Source organism: Streptomyces sp. f51 (assembly GCF_037940415.1).
Taxonomy (GTDB): domain Bacteria; phylum Actinomycetota; class Actinomycetes; order Streptomycetales; family Streptomycetaceae; genus Streptomyces.
Genome location: NZ_CP149798.1, coordinates 4,344,866 through 4,369,089 on the forward strand (window position 1 = coordinate 4,344,866; position 24,224 = coordinate 4,369,089).

Sequence of the window (24,224 nt, forward strand, 5' to 3'; positions counted from 1 at the left end):
ATGGCGGCGAAGATCTCTTACGCGGACGTCGAGGTCGGCACCGAACTGCCGCCCCAGACGTTCTCCGTGACGCGCGCCACGCTCGTCCAGTACGCGGGGGCCTCCGGGGACTTCAACCCGATCCACTGGAACGAGAAGTTCGCGGTCGAGGTGGGCCTTCCCGACGTCATCGCGCACGGCATGTTCACCATGGCCGAGGCCATCCGCGTGGTGACGGACTGGGTGGGCGACCCGGGCGCCGTCGTCGAGTACGGGGTCCGCTTCACCAAGCCCGTCGTCGTCCCGAACGACGACAAGGGCGCCACCGTCGAGGTCGCCGGCAAGGTCGCCGCCAAGCTCGACGACAACACCGTCCGCGTGGACCTCGTGGCGACCAGCGCGGGCCAGAAGGTGCTGGGCATGTCACGAGCGGTCGTACGACTGGCCTGACGAGCGGTCGTACCACTGGCCTGACGGCCCGGTTCCGCGTCCGGCAGCCGAGTTCGAGACAAGAGGCGCCCTCCTTCGAGGGCGCCTCTTGCTCGTGGCCGAACGACGCCGACCGCCCCGATCCGACCCTCTTGCAAAGTTAGTGATTGAGTACTAACTTAGTCGCATGGTCAGGATGAGTGCAGAGGAGCGGCGCGAGAGCGTCATCCGCGCGGCGACCACCGAGTTCGCCCGTGGTGGATATCACGGCACGAGCACCGAGGCGATCGCCAAGCGCGTCGGGGTCTCGCAGCCGTATCTCTTCCGACTCTTCCCGGGCAAGAAGGCGATCTTTCTCGCCGCCGCCGAGCGGTGCGTCGAGGACACCATCCGGACCTTCCAGGAGGCCGCGAAGGGCCTGGAGGGCGAGGAGGCGAAGCGTGCCATGGGGAACGCGTATGTCGAGGTCATCGCGGAACGGCCCGAGCGGCTGATGATGCAGATGCAGATGTACGTCGCCGTGGCCGCCGCCGAGCAGGAGGGCGACCACGAGTTCGGCGAGACCGTACGGGCCGGCTGGACGCGGCTGTGGGACGCCGTGCATCTGCCGCTCGGCGCGGACCCGGGCGCGACCACGGCGTTCCTGTCGACCGGAATGCTCATCAACACCCTCGTGGCGATGGGCTTCCCGTCGGAGCACCGGGTGTGGGAGGGGCTGTTCTCGGGTCCCGGGGTCATCTGCGGGCCCGAGGAGTAGGCGGGAAGCAGCGGCCGGGCGCCGAGGCCACGGTCCGCGGATTTCCATGATCATTGAAGTTAGTCATCAATAACTAACCATCGATCTCTCTGGGGGAGAGATGTCACAGCAGACCGAGGCCGCGGCACGCCGCGGGAGTGCCGCCTGGGCCCTTCTCATCACGAGCGTCGCCGGATTCATGGCGGCCCTCGACAATCTCGTCGTCACCACCGCCCTGCCCTCCATCCGCAAGGATCTCGGGGGAGCGCTCGGCGACCTGGAATGGACCGTGAGCGCCTACACGCTCACCTTCGCCGTCCTGCTGATGTTCGGCGCGGCGCTCGGCGACCGGTTCGGCCGCCGCAGGCTCTTCCTGGTCGGCCTGAGCGTCTTCACCGGCGCCTCCGCCGCCGCGGCCATGGCACCCGGCATCGACTCGCTGATCGCCGCCCGTGCGGTCCAGGGCGTCGGCGCGGCGATCATGATGCCGCTGACCCTGACCCTGCTGACCGCCGCGGTCCCCGCGGCCAAGCGGGGAATGGTCTACGGCATCTGGGGTGCCGTCAACGGACTCGCGGTCGCCTCCGGGCCCCTGATCGGCGGCAGTCTCACCGAGCACGTCTCCTGGCACTGGATCTTCTGGCTGAACGTCCCGCTGGGTCTCGCCGTGCTCCCGCTCGCCCGGCTGCGTCTGTCCGAGTCGTTCGGCGCCGGCGCCCGGCTCGACATCCCCGGAACCCTGCTCGCCAGCGGTGGCCTCTTCGGGATCGTCTACGGCCTGGTCCGCGGGCCCGCCGACGGCTGGACCAGCGGGCTCGTCCTGACCGGTCTGATCGCGGGTGCCGCCCTGCTCGCCGGGTTCGTCGTCCACGGCACCCGGGCGAAGAACCCGATGCTCCCGATGCGGCTCTTCCGTTCCCGCGCCTTCGCCGGGATCAACGCGGCCAGTCTGCTGATGTTCCTCGGGATGTTCGGCTCGATCTTCCTGCTCAGCCAGTACATGCAGGGCGTACTCGGCTACTCGCCGACCGAGGCGGGGCTGCGGATGCTCCCCTGGACCGGGATGCCGATGCTCGTCGCGCCGATCGCGGGCATCCTCTCCGATCGCATCGGCGGACGCCCGGTCGTCGCCACGGGCCTCTTCCTCCAGGCCGTCGGCCTCGGCTACATGGCCGCCGTGGCCACCACCCACGCCTCCTACGGCGCTCAGCTGCCCGCTCTGATCATCAGCGGTGTCGGCATGGCGCTGTACTTCGCCCCGGCCGCCAACCTGGTCATGTCCAGCGTCCGCCCGCAGGAGCAGGGCATCGCCTCCGGTGCCAACAACGCGCTGCGTGAGGTGGGTGGCGCGCTCGGTGTCGCGATCATGTCGTCGATCTTCGCCGCCCAGGGCGGATACGAGTCCGCCCAGGCCTTCGTGGACGGACTGCGGCCCGCGCTGGTCACCGGTTCGGCGGTCGTGGCCGTGGCCGGCGTCGCCGCCCTGGTGATCCCCGCCGGGCGCCGCACCGCACCAAGGGCGGCGGACGCGGCCCGCTCCGGCTCCACCGGGCCGGCCCCGGTGCTGGAGACCGCCGACCGCTGAGCACCGGGCACGCGCGCGCAGGGTCCCGTCCACCAGGGCGGGGCCCCACGCGCGCGTGCCCCGCGATCGTCACCCAGCCCCTCCCGGCGACCCCGTCCCCCGACACCCGCGCGACCCGCGCGCCCGGAGTGGCCGGTGCCGTCTCGTACCCTTGGGCCCGTGCTGGAACTCCACGATGCCCCGCTCGCCCCGCTGACCACCTTCCGGCTCGGCGGTCCGGCCGCCCGGCTGATCACCGCCACGACCGACGCCGAGGTGATCGCCGCCGTGCGCGAGGCCGACGACGCCGGTACGCCGCTGCTGCTCATCGGCGGCGGATCGAACCTGGTCATCGGTGACAAGGGCTTCGACGGGACCGCCCTGCGCATCGCCACCGAGGGTTTCTCGCTCGACGGCACGAGCCTGGAGCTGGCCGCGGGCGAGGTGTGGACCGACGCGGTCGCCCGCTCCGTGGAGGCCGGGCTCGCCGGGATCGAGTGCCTCGCGGGCATCCCCGGTTCGGCCGGCGCGACGCCGATCCAGAATGTGGGCGCGTACGGCCAGGAAGTGTCGTCGACGATCACCGAAGTGATCGCCTACGACCGGAGGACGCGCGAGACGGTCACGCTGACCAACGCCGAGTGCGCGTTCTCGTACCGCCACAGCCGTTTCAAGGCCGACCCCGAGCGCCATGTGGTGCTGCGGGTGCGGTTCGGTCTGGAGGACGCGCGGGGGCTGTCAGCGCCGGTCAAGTACGCCGAGACGGCCCGGGTGCTCGGTGTGGAGCCCGGCGACCGTGTGCCTCTCGACTCCGCCCGCGAGACCGTGCTGAAGCTGCGCGCCGGGAAGGGCATGGTGCTCGACCCCGAGGACCACGACACCTGGTCCGCCGGATCGTTCTTCACCAACCCGATCCTCACGGACGAGGCGTTCGCCGCGTTCCGCGCGCGCGTGCGGGAGCGGCTCGGCGCCGAGGCCGTACCGCCGGCGTACCCGGCCGGAGAGGGTCACACCAAGACCTCCGCGGCCTGGCTGATCGACAAGTCGGGCTTCACCAAGGGCTACGGCACCGGGCCCGCCCGTATCTCCACCAAGCACACCCTGGCCCTGACCAACCGGGGCGCGGCGACCACCGAGGACCTGCTCGCGCTGGCCCGCGAGGTCGTCGCGGGCGTCCGGGACGCCTTCGGGATCACGCTCATCAACGAGCCGGTGACGGTGAACGCGAGCCTCTGACCGGCACGCGGCGTCCGACGGACACCCGGCGCCCGGGACCCGGGGCCGGTCCGACAGGCCCTGATGCCGGGGTCCGTCCGGCGGGCCCTAGTAGGCGAGGCCCACGCCCTGCTTCACGGTTCCCGGGTCGTCGATCATCGCCAGCATCGCGTGGGCCACGTCGGCGCGCGCGATGAAACGGCCCCTGGGCGGGAAACCCCCCGTGACCGTGCGGTACGAGCCGGTCAGCGGCTTGTCCTGGAGCCGGGGCGGACGGACCACGGTCCAGTCCGTGGCACTGGCCGCCAGTTCGCCCTCCATCTCCCGCAGGTCGGTGTAGACGTCCTTCAGAAGGGCGGAGATCAGACCCAGCATCGCGCGGTCGAGGAGCGTGTCGTCCTCGGGGCCGGGGCCGACCGGGGCCGCGCTGACCACCAGGAGCCGCCGTGCCTGCTCCGCCTCCATGGCGGCCAGCACCGTCCGGGTGAGCCGGGCCGCCACCCCGGCGTCCTTGCGGGCGCGTGCCCCGAGGCCGGACAGGACCGCGTGCCGGCCCGCCACGGCCGGGCGCAGCGACTCGGGGTCGGTGAGATCCGAGCGGAACACCTCGAGTCCCGCGCCCGTGACGGTCAGCCGCGCGGGATCCCGTACGACGGCCGTGACCCGGTGCCCCGCGCCCAGGGCCTGACGGACGATCTCCTGGCCGATGCCTCCGGTGGCACCGAAAACGGTGAGTTCCATGACCTGCTCCCCTAGGAGGTGGAGACGTGGTGGGTGAGTGTTCACTCACCCTTTCTCCCTCTAGAGTGAGTAAGTACTCACCCACCCGTCAACCCCAGGAGGACGGGTCATGGAATCCTTGGGCCCCATGCAGCAGAATTCCGCCACGGAGCGCACGCCGTCGAAGCCGGCCAGGATCCGCATCCTCGACGCGGCGCACGAGCTCATGCTCACGCTCGGCCTCTCCCGCGTCACCACCAAGGAGATCGCCAGGGCGGCCGGCTGCTCCGAGGCGGCGCTCTACAAGTACTTCGCGAGCAAGGAGGAGCTGTTCATCCGGGTCCTCCATGAGCGGCTGCCGCAGCTCGGCCCGCTCCTGGAGCGGCTGACGGCCGAGCCGCGGGAGCACTCCCTGGAGGAGAACCTCACGGAGATCGCCCGCCAGGCGTCCCTCTTCTATGAACAGAGCTTCCCGATCGCCGCCTCGCTGTACGCGGAGACGCAGCTCAAGCGCCGTCACGACGAGGCCATGCGGGCCATGGACGCGGGCCCCCACATCCCCATCAGGGGTCTCGCCGCCTATCTGCTGGCGGAGCAGCGGGCCGGGCGCGTCGGGCCGGACACCGACACCTACGCGGCGGCCTCACTGCTCCTGGGGGCGTGCGCGCAGCGGGCGTTCGCCTACGACGCCACCCAGGAGGGCACGCCACCGGCCCTGGACACCTTCGCCCCGGCCCTCGCCCGCACCCTGCTCGCCGGCCTCACCCCCAGGGACCCGGGGGCGGCCCAGGAGACGCCTTAGCCGGCCAGCCAGTCGTCGACGCCGGACAGCAGTTTCGTCCGGACGTCCTGGGGCGCGGCCGAGGCGCGGACGGACTGCCGGGCCAGCTCGGCCAGTTCCTGGTCGGTGAAGGCGTGGTGGCGGCGGGCGATGTCGTACTGGGCGGCGAGCCGGGAGCCGAAGAGCAGCGGGTCGTCGGCGCCGAGGGCCATCGGAACGCCGGATTCGAACAGAGTGCGCAGGGGGACATCGGCGTGCTTCTCGTAGACGCCGAGGGCGACGTTGGAGGCGGGGCAGACCTCACAGGTCACCCCGCGGTCCGCGAGGCGCTTCAGCAGCCGGGGGTCCTCGGCGGCCCGCACCCCGTGACCGATCCGGGAGGCGTGCAGGTCGTCCAGGCAGTCGCGGACCGAGGCGGGCCCGGTCAGCTCGCCGCCGTGCGGCGCGGACAGCAGCCCGCCCTCGCGCGCGATGGCGAAGGCCCGGTCGAAGTCCCGCGCCATGCCCCGCCGCTCGTCGTTGGAGAGCCCGAAACCGACGATCCCCCGGTCCGCGTACCGCACGGCGAGCCGGGCCAGCGTGCGAGCGTCCAGGGGGTGCTTCATCCGGTTGGCGGCCACCAGCACGCGCATCCCGAGCCCGGTCTCCCGCATCGCCGAGTCGACCGCGTCCAGGATGATCTCCAGGGCCGGGATCAGACCGCCGAGGCGCGGGGCGTACGAGGTCGGGTCGACCTGGATCTCCAGCCAGCCGGAGCCGTCCTTCAGATCCTCCTCGGCGGCCTCGCGCACCAGGCGCTGGATGTCCTCGGGCTCTCTGAGGCAGGACCGCGCGGCGTCGTACAGGCGCTGGAAGCGGAACCAGCCGCGCTCGTCGGTCGCCCGGAGCTTCGGCGGTTCCCCGCTGGTCAGCGCCTCGGTCAGTGTCTCGGGCAGCCGCACACCGTATTTGTCGGCGAGCTCCAGCACGGTGCCGGGCCGCATGGACCCCGTGAAGTGCAGGTGCAGATGGGCCTTCGGAAGTTCACTGACATCACGTACGCGCTCCATCCGGAGATCCTGCCCCACGCGCACGCCGTGCCGGTAGGGCTTTCCCTGATCGGGCGCTTGCCCGAACACACGGACGGGGGCCGGTCACTCCGTGAGTGACCGGCCCCCGTCCGCGCGCGTGGAGCGCGTCGGCGTCACCGGCGCCCCGGAGGGCGCGGGCGGACGCGCGCGGTCAGTCCGTGGCCTCGGCCAGCAGCTTCTGGATGCGGCTCACGCCCTCGACGAGGTCCTCGTCGCCGAGCGCGTACGACAGCCGCAGATAGCCCGGCGTGCCGAAGGCCTCGCCCGGGACGACCGCGACCTCGGCCTCCTCCAGGATGAGCGCGGCCAGCTCGACGGTGTCCGCGGGACGCTTGCCGCGGATCTCCTTGCCGATCAGCGCCTTCACCGAGGGGTAGGCGTAGAAGGCGCCCTCGGGCTCGGGGCAGAGCACGCCGTCGATCTCGTTCAGCATGCGCACGATGGTCTTGCGGCGGCGGTCGAAGGCCTCGCGCATCGTCGCGACGGCGGCGAGGTCGCCGGAGACGGCGGCGAGCGCGGCGACCTGGGCCACGTTCGAGACGTTCGAGGTGGCGTGCGACTGGAGGTTGGTCGCGGCCTTGATGACGTCCTTCGGGCCGATGACCCAGCCCACGCGCCAGCCGGTCATCGCGTACGTCTTGGCGACGCCGTTGACGACGATGCACTTGTCGCGCAGCTCGGGCACCACCACGGGCAGCGAGTGGAACTCGGCGTCGCCGTAGACCAGGTGCTCGTAGATCTCGTCGGTCAGGACCCACAGGCCCTTGTCGGCGGCCCAGCGACCGATCTCCTCGATCTGCTCGCGGGTGTAGACCGCGCCCGTCGGGTTGGACGGGGAGACGAAGAGCAGCACCTTGGTGTTCTCGGTGCGGGCGGCCTCCAGCTGCTCGACCGAGACGCGGTAGCCGGTGGTCTCGTCGGCGACGACCTCGACCGGGACACCGCCGGCGAGACGGATGGACTCCGGGTAGGTCGTCCAGTACGGCGCCGGGACGATGACCTCGTCGCCTGGGTCGAGGATCGCGGCGAAGGCCTCGTAGATGGCCTGCTTGCCGCCGTTGGTGACCAGGACCTGGGCGGCCTCCACCTCGAAGCCGGAGTCGCGCAGGGTCTTCGCGGCGATCGCGGCCTTCAGCTCGGGGAGCCCGCCGGCCGGCGTGTAGCGGTGGTACTTGGGGTTGGAGCAGGCCTCGATGGCGGCCTGGACGATGTAGTCCGGGGTCGGGAAGTCGGGCTCACCGGCGCCGAAGCCGATCACCGGACGTCCGGCGGCCTTGAGTGCCTTGGCCTTGGCGTCCACGGCGAGGGTGGCGGATTCGGAGATCGCGCCGACTCGGGCGGAGACCCGGCGCTCGGTGGGAGGGGTTGCAGGGCTCATGGCACCCATCGTTTCAGACCGGAAACACCCCCGGCACGCGGGTTTCACGGACTGAACAAGGGCAGAACATCCGTGCGGATCCGCGCGTTCCACCAGTGGATCTTCGACCCGGTGAGCCCGGACGGACACTTTCTGTTCGACGCCCGGCTCCGGACCACGTACACTCTCACCTCGTTGGCCTTCACCGGCCGCACTCAACCGGTGCACACCGAGCACCCGGTCGGATGCGGTACGTTGGGGATGACAAAGGGTCGTAGCTCAATTGGTAGAGCACTGGTCTCCAAAACCAGCGGTTGGGGGTTCAAGTCCCTCCGGCCCTGCTTCACACACCTTTCGCCAGGATGTGTGCGCATGTACGTACTGCAATGCACCGCCGTGCGGCTCAACCGGGCGCGGCACGGTCACGACCCGGGAATCAGGTGAGGACGAGTGACGGACGCCGTGGGCTCCATCGACATGCCTGATGCCGAGGCGCCGGAGTCCAAGAAGAAGGCCCGCAAGGGCGGTAAGCGTGCCAAGAAGGGCCCGCTGAAGCGCCTTGCCACCTTCTACCGCCAGATCGTCGCGGAACTCCGGAAGGTTGTCTGGCCGACTCGCAATCAGCTGACGACGTACACCACAGTGGTGATTGTGTTCGTCGTCATCATGATCGGCCTGGTCACCGTGATTGACTATGGGCTCAACCACGCCGCCAAGTACGTCTTCGGCTGAGCCGAGAGCGAAGGGCGCCGTCACCGGCGCCCCTTTCGCGCGTTCCACCCCCATGTAACCAGGAAGAAGCAGCCACCGTGTCTGACCCGAACCTGAACGACGCCTCCGAGTCGGTCGAGTCCGTTGACGACGAGCTCGAGATCGTCGAGGGAGCGGACGTCGTGGACGAGTTCGAGGCTGCCGATGCCGCCGCCGGCGAGAACGCCGAGGAAGCGGCCCTGCACGTCGAGGACGAGTCCGGTGAGGACGTCGAGGACGCCACGGACGAGGACGTCGAGGACGAGGACGCCTCCGAGGAGGCCGAGCCCGAAGTCGAGGCCGAGCCCGTCGACCCCGTCACCGCCCTGCGCGAGGAACTGCGCCTGCTCCCCGGCGAGTGGTACGTCATCCACACGTACGCCGGCTACGAGAACCGCGTGAAGACCAACCTCGAACAGCGTGCCGTCTCGCTGAACGTCGAGGACTTCATCTTCCAGGCCGAGGTGCCGCAGGAAGAGGTCGCGCAGATCAAGAACGGCGAGCGCAAGACGATCAAGCAGAACAAGCTCCCGGGCTACGTCCTGGTCCGCATGGACCTGACGAACGAGTCCTGGGGTGTCGTCCGCAACACTCCCGGCGTCACCGGCTTCGTGGGCAACGCCTACGACCCGTACCCGCTGACCCTGGACGAGATCGTCAAGATGCTCGCCCCGGAGGCCGAGGAGAAGGCCGCCCGCGAGGCCGCCGAGGCCGAGGGCAAGCCCGCGCCGCAGCGCAAGGTCGAGGTCCAGGTGCTGGACTTCGAGGTCGGCGACTCGGTCACCGTCACCGACGGTCCGTTCGCCACCCTCCAGGCCACCATCAACGAGATCAACGCCGACTCGAAGAAGGTCAAGGGCCTCGTCGAGATCTTCGGCCGCGAGACCCCGGTCGAGCTCTCCTTCGACCAGATCCAGAAGAACTGACACCTTCTGGACGTACGTCTTCCGAACAGGTCAGACGGGCTGTCACAGCCGGTCTGACCTGCTCGGTTTTTAGCCGCGCATGGATACCCGTTATCGTTGTGCGGTATGCCTTCATCCGGATCATTTCCTCCGTTGAAGGCAGCCGTCCGGGGCGACTCGGACGTAGGAAGGCGAAAACGAAAGAGGACCCGGAATGCCTCCCAAGAAGAAGAAGGTCACGGGGCTCATCAAGCTCCAGATCAACGCCGGTGCGGCGAACCCGGCCCCGCCGGTCGGCCCCGCGCTCGGTCAGCACGGCGTCAACATCATGGAGTTCTGCAAGGCCTACAACGCCGCGACCGAGTCGCAGCGTGGCTGGGTCATCCCGGTGGAGATCACGGTCTACGAAGACCGCTCCTTCACCTTCGTGACCAAGACTCCGCCGGCCGCCAAGATGATCCTCAAGGCCGCGGGTGTCGAGAAGGGCTCCGGCGAGCCGCACAAGACCAAGGTCGCCAAGATCACCCAGGCGCAGGTCCGCGAGATCGCCACGACCAAGATGCCCGACCTCAACGCCAACGACCTGGACGCCGCTGCGAAGATCATCGCCGGCACCGCCCGTTCCATGGGCATCACGGTCGAGGGCTGACACCCACCTTCACAGGAACCATGCGGCCTCGGCCGCACGTGGCAGGGCCTGCTCGGCCCGCACCACGACTCCTCAGAACACATCAGGAGCAGTAGTGAGCAAGCGCAGCAAGTCTCTCCGCGCTGCGGACGCCAAGGTCGACCGGGACAAGCTCTACGCCCCGCTCGAGGCCGTCCGTCTCGCCAAGGAGACCTCCACGAGCAAGTTCGACGGCACCGTCGAGGTCGCCTTCCGCCTGGGTGTCGACCCGCGCAAGGCCGACCAGATGGTCCGTGGCACCGTGAACCTGCCGCACGGCACCGGCAAGACCGCCCGGGTCCTGGTCTTCGCGACCGGTGACCGTGCTGCGGCCGCGGAGGCCGCGGGCGCCGACATCGTCGGCTCCGACGAACTGATCGACGAGGTCGCGAAGGGCCGTCTGGACTTCGACGCCGTCGTCGCCACCCCGGACCTCATGGGCAAGGTCGGCCGCCTCGGCCGCGTGCTCGGTCCCCGTGGTCTCATGCCGAACCCCAAGACCGGCACCGTGACCCCCGACGTCGCCAAGGCTGTCACCGAGATCAAGGGTGGCAAGATCGAGTTCCGCGTCGACAAGCACTCGAACCTGCACTTCATCATCGGCAAGGTGTCCTTCGACGACACCAAGCTGGTGGAGAACTACGGCGCCGCGCTCGACGAGATCCTTCGTCTGAAGCCGTCGGCCGCCAAGGGTCGCTACATCAAGAAGGCCGCGATCAGCTCGACGATCGGCCCCGGCGTTCCCGTCGACCCGAACCGCACCCGCAACCTCCTCGTCGAGGAGGACCCGGCCGCCGTCTGAGCCATTCGCTCACCCCGGTGACCGCGTCGCGCACGCGTATCTGAACGGGCCCCGCAACCTTTCGAGGTGCGGGGCCCGTCCTCATGTCCGGAGGTCCTCTCGCGGTGACGCCCGGGGGCCTCTCCGGGGCGGTCGTCCCGGCCGGGAATCCGGGTACGGGTGTCAGTGGGCCGCGCTAGCGTGAGGTTCACAGAGTTCTCATAGGGGTGGGGCGAATGAAGAGCACCATGGCGCGTCGGCTGACGGTCTCGATCGCGGCGGCGACCGCGCTCGCGGGGGTCGCGGCCTGCAACTCCTCGGGTTCCTCAGGGAGTTCGGGCAGCGGCGACAAGGCCGGACACAGGAGCGCCACCCGGGTCAGCCCCATCGCGGCCCTGCGTTCGGCGGAGAAGTCCACCGACGGCGCCGACTCCGCGAGGATCGAGTCCACGACGACGATGGGCACGCTGATGTCCATGAAGTCGGGCGGCGCCATGGCCTGGGGCGACGGCTTCACCGGCGACATGACGATCACCTACACCGGCGGCACGATGGCCGAGACGATGCGCAAGATGGGCAGCGACTCCATGGAGGCCCGCTATCTGTCCGACGCCTACTACGCGAAGATGGGCGACGCCTTCGCCCGGCAGGCCGGCGGCAAGCACTGGATCCGCTACGGCTACGACGACCTGGCGAAGCTCGGGGGCGGCTCCGGCGCGCTTCTGAAGGACCAGATGCAGAACAGCTCGCCGAACCAGTCCGTGAAGCTCCTGCTGGCCTCCGGCGACGTCAAGAAGGTCGGCGAGGAGACCGTCCGAGGCCGGCGGACCACGCACTACGCGGGCACGGTGGACGTGACCGACCTCGCGGCCCGGAGCTCCCACCTCACCGCGAGCCAGCTCTCCGACATGAAGAAGCAGCTCACCACGGCCGGCATCACGACCGAGGACGTGGACATCTGGGTCGACGGCAAGGACCTGCTCGTCAAGGCGGTCTCCAAGGCCGCGATGACGACCGGCACGATGTCCTCCACGACGTACTACAGCGACTACGGGGTGAAGGTCTCCGCCGCCGCGCCTCCGGCCGGTGACACCGAGGACTTCAAGGACCTGCTGAAGGCGCAGGGCGTGACGCCGGGCAGCGGGGACACCGCGACCGGTTCCGGAAGCGGCTCCCCTTCCTGAGCCTCTCGCCGCCGTCCGGCTCCTCCCCAAGGCCCCTCGCACACAACGGAGTCGAGCGGAAACCCAGGTGATCGTCCAGCTCTCCTGGGCTACGCTCGCGCCGAATCCGTGAAGCGTGCATCTGTTCCTTGGGGGGAACCTTGAAGCTGTCTGTGAACGACGCGGTACGGCGCAGGGCGACCGGGGCGGCCCTCGCGGCCCTGGTCCTCGGCGGGGGCGTCGTGGGCTGTTCGAAGGGGGCGGGGGAGGAGTCGCCCGCGCTCACGCCCGCCGCGGCCGTGGCGAAGGCGGCGAAGAAGACCGAGGACATCACCTCGCTCCACTACCGGATGAAGGGCGAGGTCCCTGGAGAGGGCCGCATCAGCGGTGAGGCGGCGATGAGCATGAAGCCGTTGGCCATGAGCATGAAGATGACCGCCAAGGACCAGGCCACCGACGGTCCGGTCGAGATCCGGCTCGTGGGCAAGGCGATGTACATCGGCGGGGGCCTCAAGGCCGCCAAGGAGATGGACGGCAAGAGCTGGATCAAGTTCGACCTGGCCGCCCTGGGCGCCGACAAGGAGCTGAACACGGACCAGCTGGGCGGCGGGCAGACCGACAAGAACCCCGCCACCGAGTCCACCTTCCTCACCGGCTCCAAGAACGTGAAGAAGGTCGGCACCGAGACCGTCGGGGGCGTGAGGACCACGCACTACAAGGGGACGATCCCCCTGGACGCCTTCCGCAAGTCGCTCAAGAACCAGGACAAGGCCACCCGGGAGAAGCGCGAGAAGGCCCTCGACCAGTACACGAAGATGGGCATCGACGCGCTCACGATGGACATGTGGATCGACGGCGCCGACCACACCAAGCAGTTCCGGATGCGGGGGACCGCCGACAAGGGCCCGCTGGACATGACCGTCACCTTCCTGGACTTCAACAAGCCCGTGACCGTGACCGCCCCGCCCGCCAAGGACACCGTCGACCTCGCCGGGATGATGAAGAACGCCCGGCAGGGCTGATCCGCACCGCCCCGGCCGGACGGGGAAGGGCGTCGGGAGCAGGGCCGTTCGGCCGGATTTGCTTGACGGCGTCCCCTTCACGTACGCTCCTCGAGAAGCCAAAGACCGCTGGTCGTTGCCACGTTCTCGCAAGAGGGCAGGGTGACCGAAGGATCCGCATCGCGGACGACCCGCGCAGGTGATCGTGGATGTGTTCCCGGAGTTCGTGCGCCCAGCGCACGGAGGAATCCGGTCGAGCTACGCCCCGTGCGCCTGCGCCGGGGCGTTTTTGTTGTGGCCCCTTCTGAGCGGTCCTCATCACCCGGAAGGAGGCCGACGCTCTATGGCAAGGCCCGACAAGGCTGCCGCGGTAGCCGAGCTCGCGGACCAGTTCCGCAGCTCGAACGCCGCCGTGCTGACCGAGTACCGGGGTCTCACCGTGGCGCAGCTCAAGACGCTGCGCCGTTCGCTCGGTGAAGACGCCCAGTACGCCGTGGTGAAGAACACGCTGACCAAGATTGCGGCCAACGAGGCCGGGATCTCGACGCTCGACGACCTGTTCAACGGTCCGACGGCGGTCGCCTTCATCTCCGGTGACCCGGTGACGTCGGCGAAGGGTCTTCGTGACTTCGCCAAGGACAACCCGAACCTCGTCATCAAGGGCGGTGTCCTTGACGGCAAGGCGCTGTCCGCCGACGAGATCAAGAAGCTCGCGGACCTCGAGTCCCGCGAGGTTCTGCTCGCCAAGCTGGCGGGTGCCTTCAAGGGCAAGCAGACGCAGACTGCTCGCCTCTTCCAGGCCCTGCCCTCGAAGTTCGTCCGCACCGCGGAGGCGCTTCGTGTCAAGCAGGCCGAGCAGGGCGGTGCCGAGTAATTCGGCTCGCGCATTGACCGCCGCCTGAGGCGACGGTCGTAGCGGGCCGAACGTACGCCCGCCTCACCAGTACATCCGGCACCTGCCGAATTAGTGGAAGGACGCCATCATGGCGAAGCTGTCCCAGGAAGAGCTGCTCGCGCAGTTCGAGAACCTCACCCTCATCGAGCTCGCCGAGTTCGTGAAGGCCTTCGAGGAGAAGTTCGACGTCACCGCCGCCGCCGCGGTCGCCGTTGCCGGTCCGGCCGGCCCCGCCGCCGTCGAGGCCGTCGAGGAGCAGGACGAGTTCGACGTCATCCTCACGGGTGCCGGCGAGAAGAAGATCCAGGTCATCAAGGTCGTGCGTGAGCTCACCTCGCTGGGCCTGAAGGAGGCCAAGGACCTCGTCGACGGCGCTCCGAAGCCCGTCCTCGAGAAGGTCGCCAAGGAGGCCGCCGAGAAGGCTGCCGAGTCCCTCAAGGGCGCCGGCGCCTCCGTCGAGGTCAAGTAACTCGACGAGTCCCCCGAGGACTCCTGTGAAGCTGTCACAGCCGCTCCCGTAGCGCTGTAACGCTGACGCACCGAAGAGCGATCACCCAACTGGGTGGTCGCTCTTCGGCGTTCAGGGGATCCTTCCAGGGGCCTGAAGCGGCAGCCTTGCGCTGCGGGCCGCGACGAGTATGGTGATCTTCGTTGTGCCTCCGGCCGCCCTGTGACAGGCAGAGGGACGGGTTGCAAGACGGGCCGCACGTGACGATCGCGGCACTTGCTTTGGGCATGGGGGGCCTTGACGAACCGCACGCAGCGCGCAATTCTCAGGACGCGTCGTCACAACGATCCGTATCCGAGGCATGGATCGCTGACGAAGAGGGCAGTATCGATGTGCATTGAGGGCGTGGCTTGCCGCAGGTGTTGAGAACAGTGAGAGTCTCAAAAAACAGGGACTGGACATCAGTGGGCCTAGTGGCTACACTGACCCTTTGCGCTGCCTGTTAGCTGCCTCCTGCCCGTCACCAGGGGCATACCCGTGTTTGAGCATCGACGGTTGGACCATCTCTGACCTGGCCTTCATTCGGCCGGATCGGGAACGGCCCGACGCTTTGTCCGACATGGGACCGGTACGCGCGTAGTGAGTCCGAGCCCTCGGAAGGACCCCCTCTTGGCCGCCTCGCGCACTGCCTCGACCGCGAATACGAACAACGGCGCCAGCACCGCCCCGCTGCGCATCTCCTTTGCAAAGATCAAGGAGCCCCTCGAGGTTCCGAACCTTCTTGCGCTGCAAACCGAGAGCTTCGACTGGCTGCTCGGCAACGACGCGTGGAAGGCTCGTGTCGAGGCGGCTCTGGACAGCGGACAGGACGTCCCCACCAAGTCCGGTCTGGAGGAGATCTTCGAGGAGATCTCCCCGATCGAGGACTTCAGCGGGTCGATGTCCCTGACGTTCCGCGACCACCGCTTCGAGCCCCCGAAGAACTCCATCGACGAGTGCAAGGACCGCGACTTCACGTACGCGGCCCCGCTCTTCGTCACCGCCGAGTTCACCAACAACGAGACCGGCGAGATCAAGTCCCAGACGGTCTTCATGGGCGACTTCCCGCTCATGACCAACAAGGGCACCTTCGTCATCAACGGCACCGAGCGTGTCGTCGTGTCGCAGCTGGTCCGCTCGCCGGGTGTCTACTTCGACTCCTCCATCGACAAGACGTCCGACAAGGACATCTTCTCGGCCAAGGTCATCCCCTCCCGGGGTGCCTGGCTGGAGATGGAGATCGACAAGCGCGACATGGTCGGTGTCCGCATCGACCGCAAGCGCAAGCAGTCCGTCACCGTTCTCCTGAAGGCTCTCGGCTGGACCACCGAGCAGATCCTCGAGGAGTTCGGCGAGTACGAGTCCATGCGCGCCACCCTGGAGAAGGACCACACCCAGGGCCAGGACGACGCGCTGCTGGACATCTACCGCAAGCTGCGTCCGGGCGAGCCGCCGACCCGTGAGGCCGCGCAGACGCTTCTGGAGAACCTCTACTTCAACCCGAAGCGCTACGACCTCGCCAAGGTCGGCCGGTACAAGGTCAACAAGAAGCTGGGCGGCGACGCCCCGCTCGACGCCGGGATCCTGACCGTCGAGGACATCATCTCGACGATCAAGTACCTGGTGAAGCTGCACGCCGGTGAGACCGAGACCGTTGGTGACAACGGCACCTCGATGGTTGTCGAGACCGACGACATCGACCACTTCGGCAACCGTCGTCTGCGCAACGTCGGCGAGCTCATCCAGAACCAGGTCCGCACGGGTCTGGCTCGTATGGAGCGCGTCGTGCGGGAGCGCATGACGACCCAGGACGTCGAGGCGATCACGCCGCAGACCCTGATCAACATCCGGCCGGTCGTCGCCTCCATCAAGGAGTTCTTCGGCACCAGCCAGCTGTCGCAGTTCATGGACCAGAACAACCCGCTGTCGGGTCTCACCCACAAGCGCCGTCTGTCGGCTCTTGGCCCGGGTGGTCTCTCCCGTGAGCGGGCCGGCTTCGAGGTCCGTGACGTGCACCCCTCGCACTACGGCCGCATGTGCCCGATCGAGACCCCTGAAGGCCCGAACATCGGTCTGATCGGCTCGCTCGCCTCCTACGGCCGCGTGAACGCGTTCGGTTTCGTCGAGACGCCCTACCGCCGGGTCACCGGCGGTGTCGTCACCGACGAGGTCGACTACCTCACGGCCGACGAAGAGGACCGGTTCGTCATCGCGCAGGCCAACGCGCCGCTGACGGACGAGCTCCGCTTCGAGGAGTCCCGCGTCCTGGTCCGCCGTCGTGGCGGAGAGGTCGACTACGTCCCCGGTGACGACGTCGACTACATGGACGTCTCCCCGCGCCAGATGGTGTCGGTCGCGACCGCCATGATCCCGTTCCTGGAGCACGACGACGCCAACCGTGCCCTCATGGGCGCGAACATGATGCGCCAGGCCGTTCCGCTCATCAAGTCCGAGGCGCCGCTGGTCGGCACCGGCATGGAGTACCGCTGCGCGGTCGACGCCGGTGACGTCCTGAAGTCGGAGAAGGACGGTGTGGTCCAGGAGGTCTCCGCGGACTACATCACCACCGCCAACGACGACGGCACGTACACCACGTACCGCCTGCACAAGTTCTCCCGGTCGAACCAGGGCACCTCCGTCAACCAGAAGGTTGTCGTGGACGAGGGCGCCCGCGTGATCGAGGGCCAGGTCCTGGCCGACGGTCCCGCGACCGAGGACGGCGAGATGGCCCTCGGCAAGAACCTGCTCGTGGCGTTCATGCCGTGGGAAGGCCACAACTACGAGGACGCGATCATCCTGTCGCAGCGCCTCGTGCAGGACGACGTCCTCTCCTCGATCCACATCGAGGAGCACGAGGTCGACGCCCGTGACACCAAGCTGGGCCCCGAGGAGATCACCCGGGACATCCCGAACGTCTCCGAGGAGGTCCTCGCCGACCTCGACGAGCGCGGCATCATCCGTATCGGTGCCGAGGTCGTCGCCGGCGACATCCTCGTCGGCAAGGTCACGCCCAAGGGTGAGACCGAGCTGACGCCGGAGGAGCGCCTGCTGCGCGCGATCTTCGGTGAGAAGGCCCGCGAGGTCCGCGACACCTCCCTGAAGGTCCCGCACGGCGAGATCGGCAAGGTCATCGGTGTCCGCGTCTTCGACCGTGAAGAGGGCGACGAGCTGCCCCCGGGCGTGAACCAGCTGGTTCGTGTCTACGTGGCGCAGAAGCGCAAGATCACGGACGGTGACAAGCTCGCCGGCCGTCACGGCAACAAGGGTGTCATCTCGAAGATCCTGCCGATCGAGGACATGCCGTTCCTGGAGGACGGCACCCCGGTCGACATCATCCTCAACCCGCTCGGTGTCCCGTCCCGAATGAACCCGGGACAGGTACTGGAGATCCACCTCGGCTGGCTCGCCAGCCGCGGCTGGGACGTCTCCGGTCTCGCGGACGACTGGGCGCAGCGCCTCCAGGCCATCGGTGCCGACCAGGTCCCGCCGCGGACCAACGTCGCCACCCCGGTCTTCGACGGTGCGCGCGAGGACGAGCTCGCGGGCCTGTTCGAGCACACCCTGCCCAACCGCGACGGTGACCGTCTGGTCCTCCCGTCCGGCAAGGCGAGGCTGTTCGACGGCCGCTCCGGCGAGCCGTTCCCGGACCCGATCTCGGTCGGGTACATGTACATCCTCAAGCTGCACCACCTGGTCGACGACAAGCTGCACGCCCGCTCGACCGGTCCGTACTCGATGATCACCCAGCAGCCGCTGGGTGGTAAGGCTCAGTTCGGTGGCCAGCGCTTCGGTGAGATGGAGGTGTGGGCGCTGGAGGCGTACGGCGCCGCTTACGCCCTCCAGGAGCTGCTGACGATCAAGTCCGACGACGTGACCGGCCGCGTGAAGGTCTACGAGGCCATCGTCAAGGGCGAGAACATCCCCGAGCCCGGCATCCCCGAGTCCTTCAAGGTGCTCATCAAGGAGATGCAGTCCCTGTGCCTCAACGTGGAGGTGCTGTCCTCGGACGGCATGTCCATCGAGATGCGCGACACCGACGAGGACGTCTTCCGCGCGGCGGAGGAGCTCGGCATCGACCTGTCCCGGCGCGAGCCGAGCAGCGTCGAAGAGGTCTGACGGGAGTCCGGCCGGGCCTTGGCCACCTGTGGAAAAGGTGATCAAGGCCCGCCGGCCCCAGGACCCCCGTATCAGACCCCTAAGACTTACAACCCTGAGAGGGATTGACGCATAGTGCTCGACGTCAACTTCTTCGATGAGCTCCGGATCGGTCTGGCCACCGCTGACGACATCCGTCAGTGGAGCCACGGCGAGGTCAAGAAGCCCGAGACCATCAACTACCGCACCCTCAAGCCCGAAAAGGACGGACTCTTCTGCGAGAAGATCTTCGGTCCGACCCGGGACTGGGAGTGCTACTGCGGCAAGTACAAGCGTGTCCGCTTCAAGGGCATCATCTGTGAGCGCTGTGGCGTCGAGGTCACGCGCGCCAAGGTGCGCCGTGAGCGGATGGGCCACATCGAGCTCGCCGCTCCCGTCACCCACATCTGGTACTTCAAGGGCGTTCCGTCGCGTCTTGGCTACCTGCTCGACCTCGCCCCGAAGGACCTCGAGAAGGTCATCTACTTCGCCGCGTACATGATCACGTACGTCGACGAGGAGCGCCGCACCCGCGACCTGCCCTCGCTGGAGGCCCACGTCTCCGTCGAGCGCCAGCAGGTCGAGAACCGCCGCGACGCCGACCTCGAGGCCCGTGCCAAGAAGCTCGAGACCGACCTGGCCGAGCTGGAGGCCGAGGGCGCCAAGGCCGACGTGCGCCGCAAGGTGCGCGAGGGTGCCGAGCGTGAGATGAAGCAGCTGCGCGACCGCGCGCAGCGCGAGATCGACCGTCTCGACGAGGTGTGGACCCGCTTCAAGAACCTCAAGGTCCAGGACCTGGAGGGCGACGAGCTCCTCTACCGCGAGCTGCGTGACCGCTTCGGCACGTACTTCGACGGTTCGATGGGTGCCGCGGCGCTTCAGAAGCGCCTGGAGTCCTTCGACCTCGACGAGGAGGCCGAGCGCCTCCGCGAGATCATCCGCACCGGCAAGGGCCAGAAGAAGACCCGTGCGCTCAAGCGCCTCAAGGTCGTCTCCGCGTTCCTCCAGACCAGCAACAGCCCCAAGGGCATGGTCCTGGACTGCGTGCCGGTCATCCCGCCGGACCTTCGCCCGATGGTGCAGCTGGACGGTGGCCGCTTCGCGACCTCAGACCTGAACGACCTGTACCGCCGTGTGATCAACCGCAACAACCGCCTGAAGCGCCTTCTCGACCTCGGTGCCCCCGAGATCATCGTGAACAACGAGAAGCGCATGCTCCAGGAGGCCGTCGACGCGCTCTTCGACAACGGCCGTCGTGGTCGCCCGGTCACGGGCCCCGGCAACCGTCCGCTGAAGTCGCTGTCCGACATGCTCAAGGGCAAGCAGGGTCGCTTCCGTCAGAACCTGCTCGGCAAGCGTGTGGACTACTCCGCGCGTTCCGTGATCGTCGTCGGTCCGCAGCTCAAGCTGCACCAGTGCGGTCTGCCGAAGGCCATGGCGCTGGAGCTCTTCAAGCCGTTCGTGATGAAGCGCCTGGTCGACCTGAACCACGCGCAGAACATCAAGAGCGCCAAGCGGATGGTCGAGCGCGGCCGCACGGTCGTGTACGACGTCCTCGAAGAGGTCATCGCCGAGCACCCGGTTCTGCTGAACCGTGCGCCCACGCTGCACCGCCTCGGCATCCAGGCCTTCGAGCCCCAGCTGGTCGAGGGCAAGGCCATCCAGATCCACCCGCTCGTCTGCACCGCGTTCAACGCGGACTTCGACGGTGACCAGATGGCCGTGCACCTGCCGCTCTCCGCGGAGGCGCAGGCCGAGGCCCGCATCCTGATGCTGTCCTCGAACAACATCCTCAAGCCGGCCGACGGCCGCCCGGTCACGATGCCGACCCAGGACATGGTCCTCGGTCTGTTCTTCCTGACCACCGACGGCGACCTGCGCAACGTCAAGGGCGAGGAGCGCTCCTTCGCGTCCGTCGCCGAGGCGATCATGGCGTTCGACGCCGGCGAGCTCTCCCTCCAGTCCCGCGTGGACATCCGCTTCCCGGTGGGCACCATCCCGCCGCGCGGCTGGACCCCGCCGGCGCAGGAGGAGGGCGACCCGGAGTGGCAGCAGGGTGACACCTTCCGCCTGCGGACGACCCTGGGCCGCGCGCTCTTCAACGAGCTGCTGCCCGAGGACTACCCGTTCGTCGACTACGAGGTGGGCAAGAAGCAGCTCTCCGAGATCGTCAACGACCTCGCCGAGCGCTACCCCAAGGTCATCGTCGCGGCGACGCTCGACAACCTGAAGTCCGCGGGCTTCTTCTGGGCGACCCGTTCCGGCGTCACCGTGGCCATCTCCGACATCGTCGTTCCGGATGCGAAGCGCGCGATCGTCAAGGGCTACGAGGACCTGGACGAGAAGGTCCAGAAGCAGTACGAGCGTGGTCTGATCACCAAGGAAGAGCGCACGCAGGAGCTCATCGCGATCTGGACCAAGGCGACCAACGAGGTCGCCGAGGCGATGAACGCGAACTTCCCGAAGACCAACCCGGTCTCGATGATGGTGAACTCGGGCGCCCGAGGCAACATGATGCAGATGCGTCAGATCGCCGGTATGCGTGGTCTGGTGTCGAACGCCAAGAACGAGACGATCCCGCGTCCCATCAAGGCGTCCTTCCGTGAAGGTCTGTCCGTGCTGGAGTACTTCATCTCCACCCACGGTGCCCGTAAGGGTCTGGCCGACACCGCCCTGCGTACCGCCGACTCGGGTTACCTCACCCGTCGTCTGGTGGACGTCTCGCAGGACGTCATCATCCGCGAGGAGGACTGCGGCACCGACCGCGGTCTGCGTCTGGCCATCGCCGAGCGCGGCGAGGACGGCGTGCTGCGCAAGACGGAGAACGTCGAGACCAGCGTGTACGCACGTGCGCTGGCCGAGGACATCACCGTCGACGGCAAGGTGCTGGCCCCGGCCAACACCGACCTCGGCGACGTCCTCATCGACGAGCTGGTCAAGCACGGCATCGAGGAGGTCAAGACCCGTTCGGTCCTGACCTGTGAGTCCGCCGTCGGCACCTGCGCCATGTGCTACGGCCGCTCGCTGGCCACCGGCAAGCTGGTCGACATCGGTGAGGCGGTCGGCATCATCGCCGCCCAGTCCATCGGTGAGCCCGGTACCCAGCTGACGATGCGTACCTTCCACACCGGTGGTGTGGCCGGTGACGACATCACCCAGGGTCTGCCCCGTGTCGTCGAGCTCTTCGAGGCCCGTACGCCGAAGGGTGTCGCCCCGATCTCCGAGGCCTCCGGCCGCGTGCGGATCGAGGAGACCGAGAAGACCAAGAAGCTCGTCGTCACCCCGGACGACGGCAGCGACGAGACGGCGTTCCCGATCTCGAAGCGCGCCCGTCTGCTGGTGTCCGAGGGCGAGCACGTCGAGGTGGGCCAGAAGCTCACCGTGGGTGCCACCAACCCGCACGACGTGCTGCGCATCCTGGGTCAGCGTGCCGTCCAGGTCCACCTGGTCGGCGAGGTCCAGAAGGTCTACAACTCGCAGGGTGTGTCGATCCACGACAAGCACATCGAGATCATCATCCGGCAGATGCTGCGCCGTGTGACGATCATCGAGTCGGGCGACGCGGAGCTGCTGCCCGGCGAGCTGGTCGAGCGCTCGAAGTTCGAGACCGAGAACCGTCGTGTGGTCACCGAGGGCGGTCACCCCGCCTCCGGCCGTCCGCAGCTGATGGGTATCACCAAGGCCTCGCTGGCGACGGAGTCCTGGCTGTCGGCCGCCTCCTTCCAGGAGACGACCCGAGTTCTGACGGACGCGGCGATCAACGCCAAGTCCGACAGCCTCATCGGCCTCAAGGAGAACGTCATCATCGGTAAGCTCATCCCGGCCGGTACGGGTCTGTCCCGCTACCGCAACATCCGGGTGGAGCCGACCGAGGAGGCCAAGGCCGCGATGTACTCGGCCGTCGGCTACGACGACATCGACTACTCGCCGTTCGGCACCGGCTCCGGCCAGGCCGTCCCGCTGGAGGACTACGACTACGGTCCGTACAACCAGTAAGCGGTAGTACGAAGGGCGGTCATCCCCGGTGGGGGGTGACCGCCCTTCGGCGTTTCCGGCGTGCGTTCCCGGTGTCCGTCCCGGTCTCAGCGCGGGAGCCGGAGATACGGCTCCAGGGCGCGCAGCCGGGTGTAGTTGTCGGGGTGGGTGGACAGCAGCCTGGCCAGGCCGGTGGGCTCCTGGAGCTTCTTGCCCTGTCCGGCGGCAACCGCCTTGGCCGCGTCCTCCTCGGCCTGGAAGTGGTGCAGGACCTCGGCCATCTCGGGGGCGAAGCCGAGGGCCGCGGCCTGCTGGTCGGCACGTAGCTCGCCGAGGCGGCCGGCCCACGCGAGCAGGTACGGCGCGATGACGAGGGGGATGGTGATGTACCAGGCGACGAGGAACCCGGCGACCACGAACATCCCCATGAACAGGATCAGCAGTCCGGTGGCCGCCGCGGAGAAGACCCCGGCGACGGCGAGCGCGATCCTGGCCATGCCGCGGGTGAAGGCCCAGGCGAGCTGGCCGGGCAGCGAGTACCAGTAGCCGAGCAGCCCGGCCCAGGCGTGACCGCCCGTGTGGTGGCCGAGCTCATGGGCGAGTACGGCGGCGAGGTTGCTGCTGGGGATCTTGTTGAGGGAGTAGGTGGTGACGCCGACGACATGTCCGGCGGCCGCGACCGCGTTCAGGTCGTCGCTGTTCTCCACCATCAGCTCGTAGGTGTCCGCCTCGATCCCGGCCCGGGCGGTGACCTCGCGCCAGATCGGCTCCAGCCGGGCGCGTTCCTCGGCCAGCGGCGTCCGCAGCTTGAGCACGTGCCGGGCGAAGCGCAGCTCGGTGGGCCGGTGGAAGACGAGGGCCCCGGAGGCCACCCAGGCCACGACGACCAGCCAGCCCACGACCGTGCCGCAGATCCCCAGCGCGAGGGCCGACACCACGGCGAGGCTCACCAGGGCGCCGGGGATCTGGGTGGCCAGCTGTCCGACGGCGGTGGCGTCGGCACCGCGCTGATGGCTCGCCAGATGGACGCGTGAGCCCTGGTGGCGGTAGTCGAGATCGTCGGGCGCGACGGCCTGCCGCGGCACGAACGGCTTCGCCTCGGCCTGCTGGGCCCCCGCGAACCGCGGCTCGGCTCCCGGGTGCTGCTGCCCGGGCCCCGCCGCGCCCGGGTACTGGGGCGCGGGTCCGCCGGGGCCGGGGGTCCCGGGGTAGTGCGGCGCGGGGTTCCCGGCTTCCGGGTACGAGGGAGCGGCTCCCGGGGCTCCCGGATACTGCGGCGCCGGTCCGCCGGGGTACTGAGGGGGCGGGCCCGCCGAGCCCGGGTACTGGGGTGCGGGACCCCCGGGGTACTGCGGCGGGGGAGCGGAGGCCGCCGGGTACTCGGGCGGCGGGGTGGTGGCCCCCTGATACGGGGTCCCCTGATACGGGGTCCCCTGATACGGGGTCCCCTGATACGGGGTCCCCGGGTACGGAGTCCCCGGGTACGGGGCTCCTGGGTACGGGGGTTCGTGGGCCGGGCCTGGAGGCTGGGACATGACGGCTCCTTCGGTGGGACGGGTGGCTGTGCGGTGACGTCAGCCGGTGAGCGGCGGGACGGCGGCTGCCGGCGGTGCCC

At 68.6% G+C, this 24,224-nt stretch carries 19 protein-coding genes and 1 tRNA gene; 16 read left to right on the forward strand and 4 right to left on the reverse strand.

Going from position 1 to position 24,224, the window contains the following annotated elements; all coding sequences use genetic code 11:
• The 4 genes from WJM95_RS19030 to WJM95_RS19045 all read left to right on the forward strand — a co-directional run bounded on the left by WJM95_RS19030 (position 1) and on the right by WJM95_RS19045 (position 3,944).
• Positions 1 to 429, forward strand: a complete 429-nt coding sequence (locus WJM95_RS19030) for a MaoC family dehydratase (RefSeq protein WP_339130916.1) — start codon at positions 1 to 3, stop codon at positions 427 to 429.
• A 166-nt stretch (positions 430 to 595) separates the two neighbouring features.
• A complete protein-coding gene (locus tag WJM95_RS19035; RefSeq protein ID WP_339130917.1) occupies positions 596 to 1,165 on the forward strand; it encodes a TetR/AcrR family transcriptional regulator in 570 nt (189 codons plus the stop codon).
• Between the two features lie 100 nt (positions 1,166 to 1,265).
• Positions 1,266 to 2,729: a DHA2 family efflux MFS transporter permease subunit gene (locus WJM95_RS19040; protein ID WP_339130918.1), complete on the forward strand. Its 1,464-nt coding sequence runs from the start codon at positions 1,266 to 1,268 to the stop codon at positions 2,727 to 2,729.
• Between the two features lie 159 nt (positions 2,730 to 2,888).
• Positions 2,889 to 3,944: a UDP-N-acetylmuramate dehydrogenase gene (locus tag WJM95_RS19045; RefSeq protein WP_339130919.1), complete on the forward strand. Its 1,056-nt coding sequence runs from the start codon at positions 2,889 to 2,891 to the stop codon at positions 3,942 to 3,944.
• Positions 3,945 to 4,031: 87 nt separating this feature from the next.
• On the opposite strand, the gene WJM95_RS19050 is transcribed toward WJM95_RS19045, so the two are convergent.
• On the reverse strand, positions 4,032 to 4,664 hold the full coding sequence (locus WJM95_RS19050) for an NAD(P)H-binding protein (protein WP_339130920.1): 633 nt from the start codon (positions 4,662 to 4,664) through the stop codon (positions 4,032 to 4,034).
• A gap of 127 nt (positions 4,665 to 4,791) precedes the next feature.
• Between WJM95_RS19050 and WJM95_RS19055 the strand changes: the two genes are divergently transcribed.
• Positions 4,792 to 5,445 (forward strand): helix-turn-helix domain-containing protein, encoded by a 654-nt coding sequence (locus WJM95_RS19055; RefSeq protein WP_339130921.1) that lies wholly within the window; start codon positions 4,792 to 4,794, stop codon positions 5,443 to 5,445.
• Here the strand turns inward: WJM95_RS19055 and WJM95_RS19060 are convergent.
• Positions 5,442 to 6,473 (reverse strand): adenosine deaminase, encoded by a 1,032-nt coding sequence (locus tag WJM95_RS19060; RefSeq protein WP_339130922.1) that lies wholly within the window; start codon positions 6,471 to 6,473, stop codon positions 5,442 to 5,444. The genes WJM95_RS19055 and WJM95_RS19060 overlap by 4 nt on opposite strands.
• A 172-nt stretch (positions 6,474 to 6,645) precedes the next feature.
• Complete coding sequence (locus WJM95_RS19065; RefSeq protein WP_339130923.1) at positions 6,646 to 7,872, reverse strand: pyridoxal phosphate-dependent aminotransferase; 1,227 nt, start codon at positions 7,870 to 7,872, stop codon at positions 6,646 to 6,648.
• A 247-nt stretch (positions 7,873 to 8,119) separates the two neighbouring features.
• Here WJM95_RS19065 and WJM95_RS19070 point away from each other — a divergent pair.
• The 11 genes from WJM95_RS19070 (at position 8,120) to WJM95_RS19120 (ending at position 22,630) form a co-directional block, all read left to right on the forward strand.
• Positions 8,120 to 8,192: transfer RNA gene (locus tag WJM95_RS19070), tRNA-Trp, on the forward strand.
• A 109-nt stretch (positions 8,193 to 8,301) separates the two neighbouring features.
• Positions 8,302 to 8,583: a preprotein translocase subunit SecE gene (gene secE, locus WJM95_RS19075; RefSeq protein ID WP_153289137.1), complete on the forward strand. Its 282-nt coding sequence runs from the start codon at positions 8,302 to 8,304 to the stop codon at positions 8,581 to 8,583.
• Between the two features lie 77 nt (positions 8,584 to 8,660).
• A complete protein-coding gene (gene nusG, locus WJM95_RS19080; protein WP_339130924.1) occupies positions 8,661 to 9,527 on the forward strand; it encodes a transcription termination/antitermination protein NusG in 867 nt (288 codons plus the stop codon).
• A gap of 193 nt (positions 9,528 to 9,720) precedes the next feature.
• Positions 9,721 to 10,155: a 50S ribosomal protein L11 gene (gene rplK, locus WJM95_RS19085; RefSeq protein WP_261705301.1), complete on the forward strand. Its 435-nt coding sequence runs from the start codon at positions 9,721 to 9,723 to the stop codon at positions 10,153 to 10,155.
• A 94-nt stretch (positions 10,156 to 10,249) separates the two neighbouring features.
• The gene (gene rplA, locus WJM95_RS19090; RefSeq protein WP_328449291.1) at positions 10,250 to 10,975 is read left to right on the forward strand and encodes a 50S ribosomal protein L1; all 726 of its coding nucleotides are present in this window, start codon (positions 10,250 to 10,252) and stop codon (positions 10,973 to 10,975) included.
• 215 nt (positions 10,976 to 11,190) lie between these two features.
• Positions 11,191 to 12,138 (forward strand): hypothetical protein, encoded by a 948-nt coding sequence (locus tag WJM95_RS19095; RefSeq protein WP_339130925.1) that lies wholly within the window; start codon positions 11,191 to 11,193, stop codon positions 12,136 to 12,138.
• Positions 12,139 to 12,278: 140 nt separating this feature from the next.
• Positions 12,279 to 13,139 carry a DUF1396 domain-containing protein gene (locus WJM95_RS19100; protein ID WP_339130926.1) on the forward strand — a complete coding sequence of 287 codons (861 nt, stop codon included), beginning with the start codon at positions 12,279 to 12,281 and terminating at the stop codon, positions 13,137 to 13,139.
• A gap of 322 nt (positions 13,140 to 13,461) precedes the next feature.
• Positions 13,462 to 13,992, forward strand: coding sequence for a 50S ribosomal protein L10 (gene rplJ / locus WJM95_RS19105; RefSeq protein ID WP_037627039.1), 531 nt, complete (start codon positions 13,462 to 13,464; stop codon positions 13,990 to 13,992).
• 109 nt (positions 13,993 to 14,101) lie between these two features.
• Positions 14,102 to 14,482, forward strand: coding sequence for a 50S ribosomal protein L7/L12 (gene rplL, locus WJM95_RS19110; protein WP_328449285.1), 381 nt, complete (start codon positions 14,102 to 14,104; stop codon positions 14,480 to 14,482).
• Positions 14,483 to 15,130: 648 nt separating this feature from the next.
• Complete coding sequence (gene rpoB / locus WJM95_RS19115) at positions 15,131 to 18,616, forward strand: DNA-directed RNA polymerase subunit beta (RefSeq protein WP_339130927.1); 3,486 nt, start codon at positions 15,131 to 15,133, stop codon at positions 18,614 to 18,616.
• A gap of 114 nt (positions 18,617 to 18,730) precedes the next feature.
• Positions 18,731 to 22,630, forward strand: a complete 3,900-nt coding sequence (locus WJM95_RS19120) for a DNA-directed RNA polymerase subunit beta' (RefSeq protein ID WP_339130928.1) — start codon at positions 18,731 to 18,733, stop codon at positions 22,628 to 22,630.
• Positions 22,631 to 22,716: 86 nt separating this feature from the next.
• Here the strand turns inward: WJM95_RS19120 and WJM95_RS19125 are convergent, their stop codons facing one another.
• Positions 22,717 to 24,144 (reverse strand): M48 family metalloprotease, encoded by a 1,428-nt coding sequence (locus tag WJM95_RS19125; protein ID WP_339130929.1) that lies wholly within the window; start codon positions 24,142 to 24,144, stop codon positions 22,717 to 22,719.
• Between the last annotated feature and the right edge of the window lie 80 nt (positions 24,145 to 24,224).

Excerpts from the sequence above, each read along its gene's own strand:
- rplK (WP_261705301.1), top strand. The coding sequence starts at position 9,721 with ATGCCTCCCAAGAAGAAGAAGGTCACGGGGCTCATCAAGCTCCAGATC.
- WJM95_RS19060 (WP_339130922.1), bottom strand. The coding sequence starts at position 6,473 with ATGGAGCGCGTACGTGATGTCAGTGAACTTCCGAAGGCCCATCTGCAC.
- WJM95_RS19030 (WP_339130916.1), top strand. The coding sequence starts at position 1 with ATGGCGGCGAAGATCTCTTACGCGGACGTCGAGGTCGGCACCGAACTG.
- rplJ (WP_037627039.1), top strand. The coding sequence starts at position 13,462 with ATGGCAAGGCCCGACAAGGCTGCCGCGGTAGCCGAGCTCGCGGACCAG.
- WJM95_RS19040 (WP_339130918.1), top strand. The coding sequence starts at position 1,266 with ATGTCACAGCAGACCGAGGCCGCGGCACGCCGCGGGAGTGCCGCCTGG.
- WJM95_RS19095 (WP_339130925.1), top strand. The coding sequence starts at position 11,191 with ATGAAGAGCACCATGGCGCGTCGGCTGACGGTCTCGATCGCGGCGGCG.
- WJM95_RS19125 (WP_339130929.1), bottom strand. The coding sequence starts at position 24,144 with ATGTCCCAGCCTCCAGGCCCGGCCCACGAACCCCCGTACCCAGGAGCC.
- WJM95_RS19050 (WP_339130920.1), bottom strand. The coding sequence starts at position 4,664 with ATGGAACTCACCGTTTTCGGTGCCACCGGAGGCATCGGCCAGGAGATC.
- WJM95_RS19055 (WP_339130921.1), top strand. The coding sequence starts at position 4,792 with ATGCAGCAGAATTCCGCCACGGAGCGCACGCCGTCGAAGCCGGCCAGG.
- rplL (WP_328449285.1), top strand. The coding sequence starts at position 14,102 with ATGGCGAAGCTGTCCCAGGAAGAGCTGCTCGCGCAGTTCGAGAACCTC.
- WJM95_RS19035 (WP_339130917.1), top strand. The coding sequence starts at position 596 with ATGGTCAGGATGAGTGCAGAGGAGCGGCGCGAGAGCGTCATCCGCGCG.
- WJM95_RS19065 (WP_339130923.1), bottom strand. The coding sequence starts at position 7,872 with ATGAGCCCTGCAACCCCTCCCACCGAGCGCCGGGTCTCCGCCCGAGTC.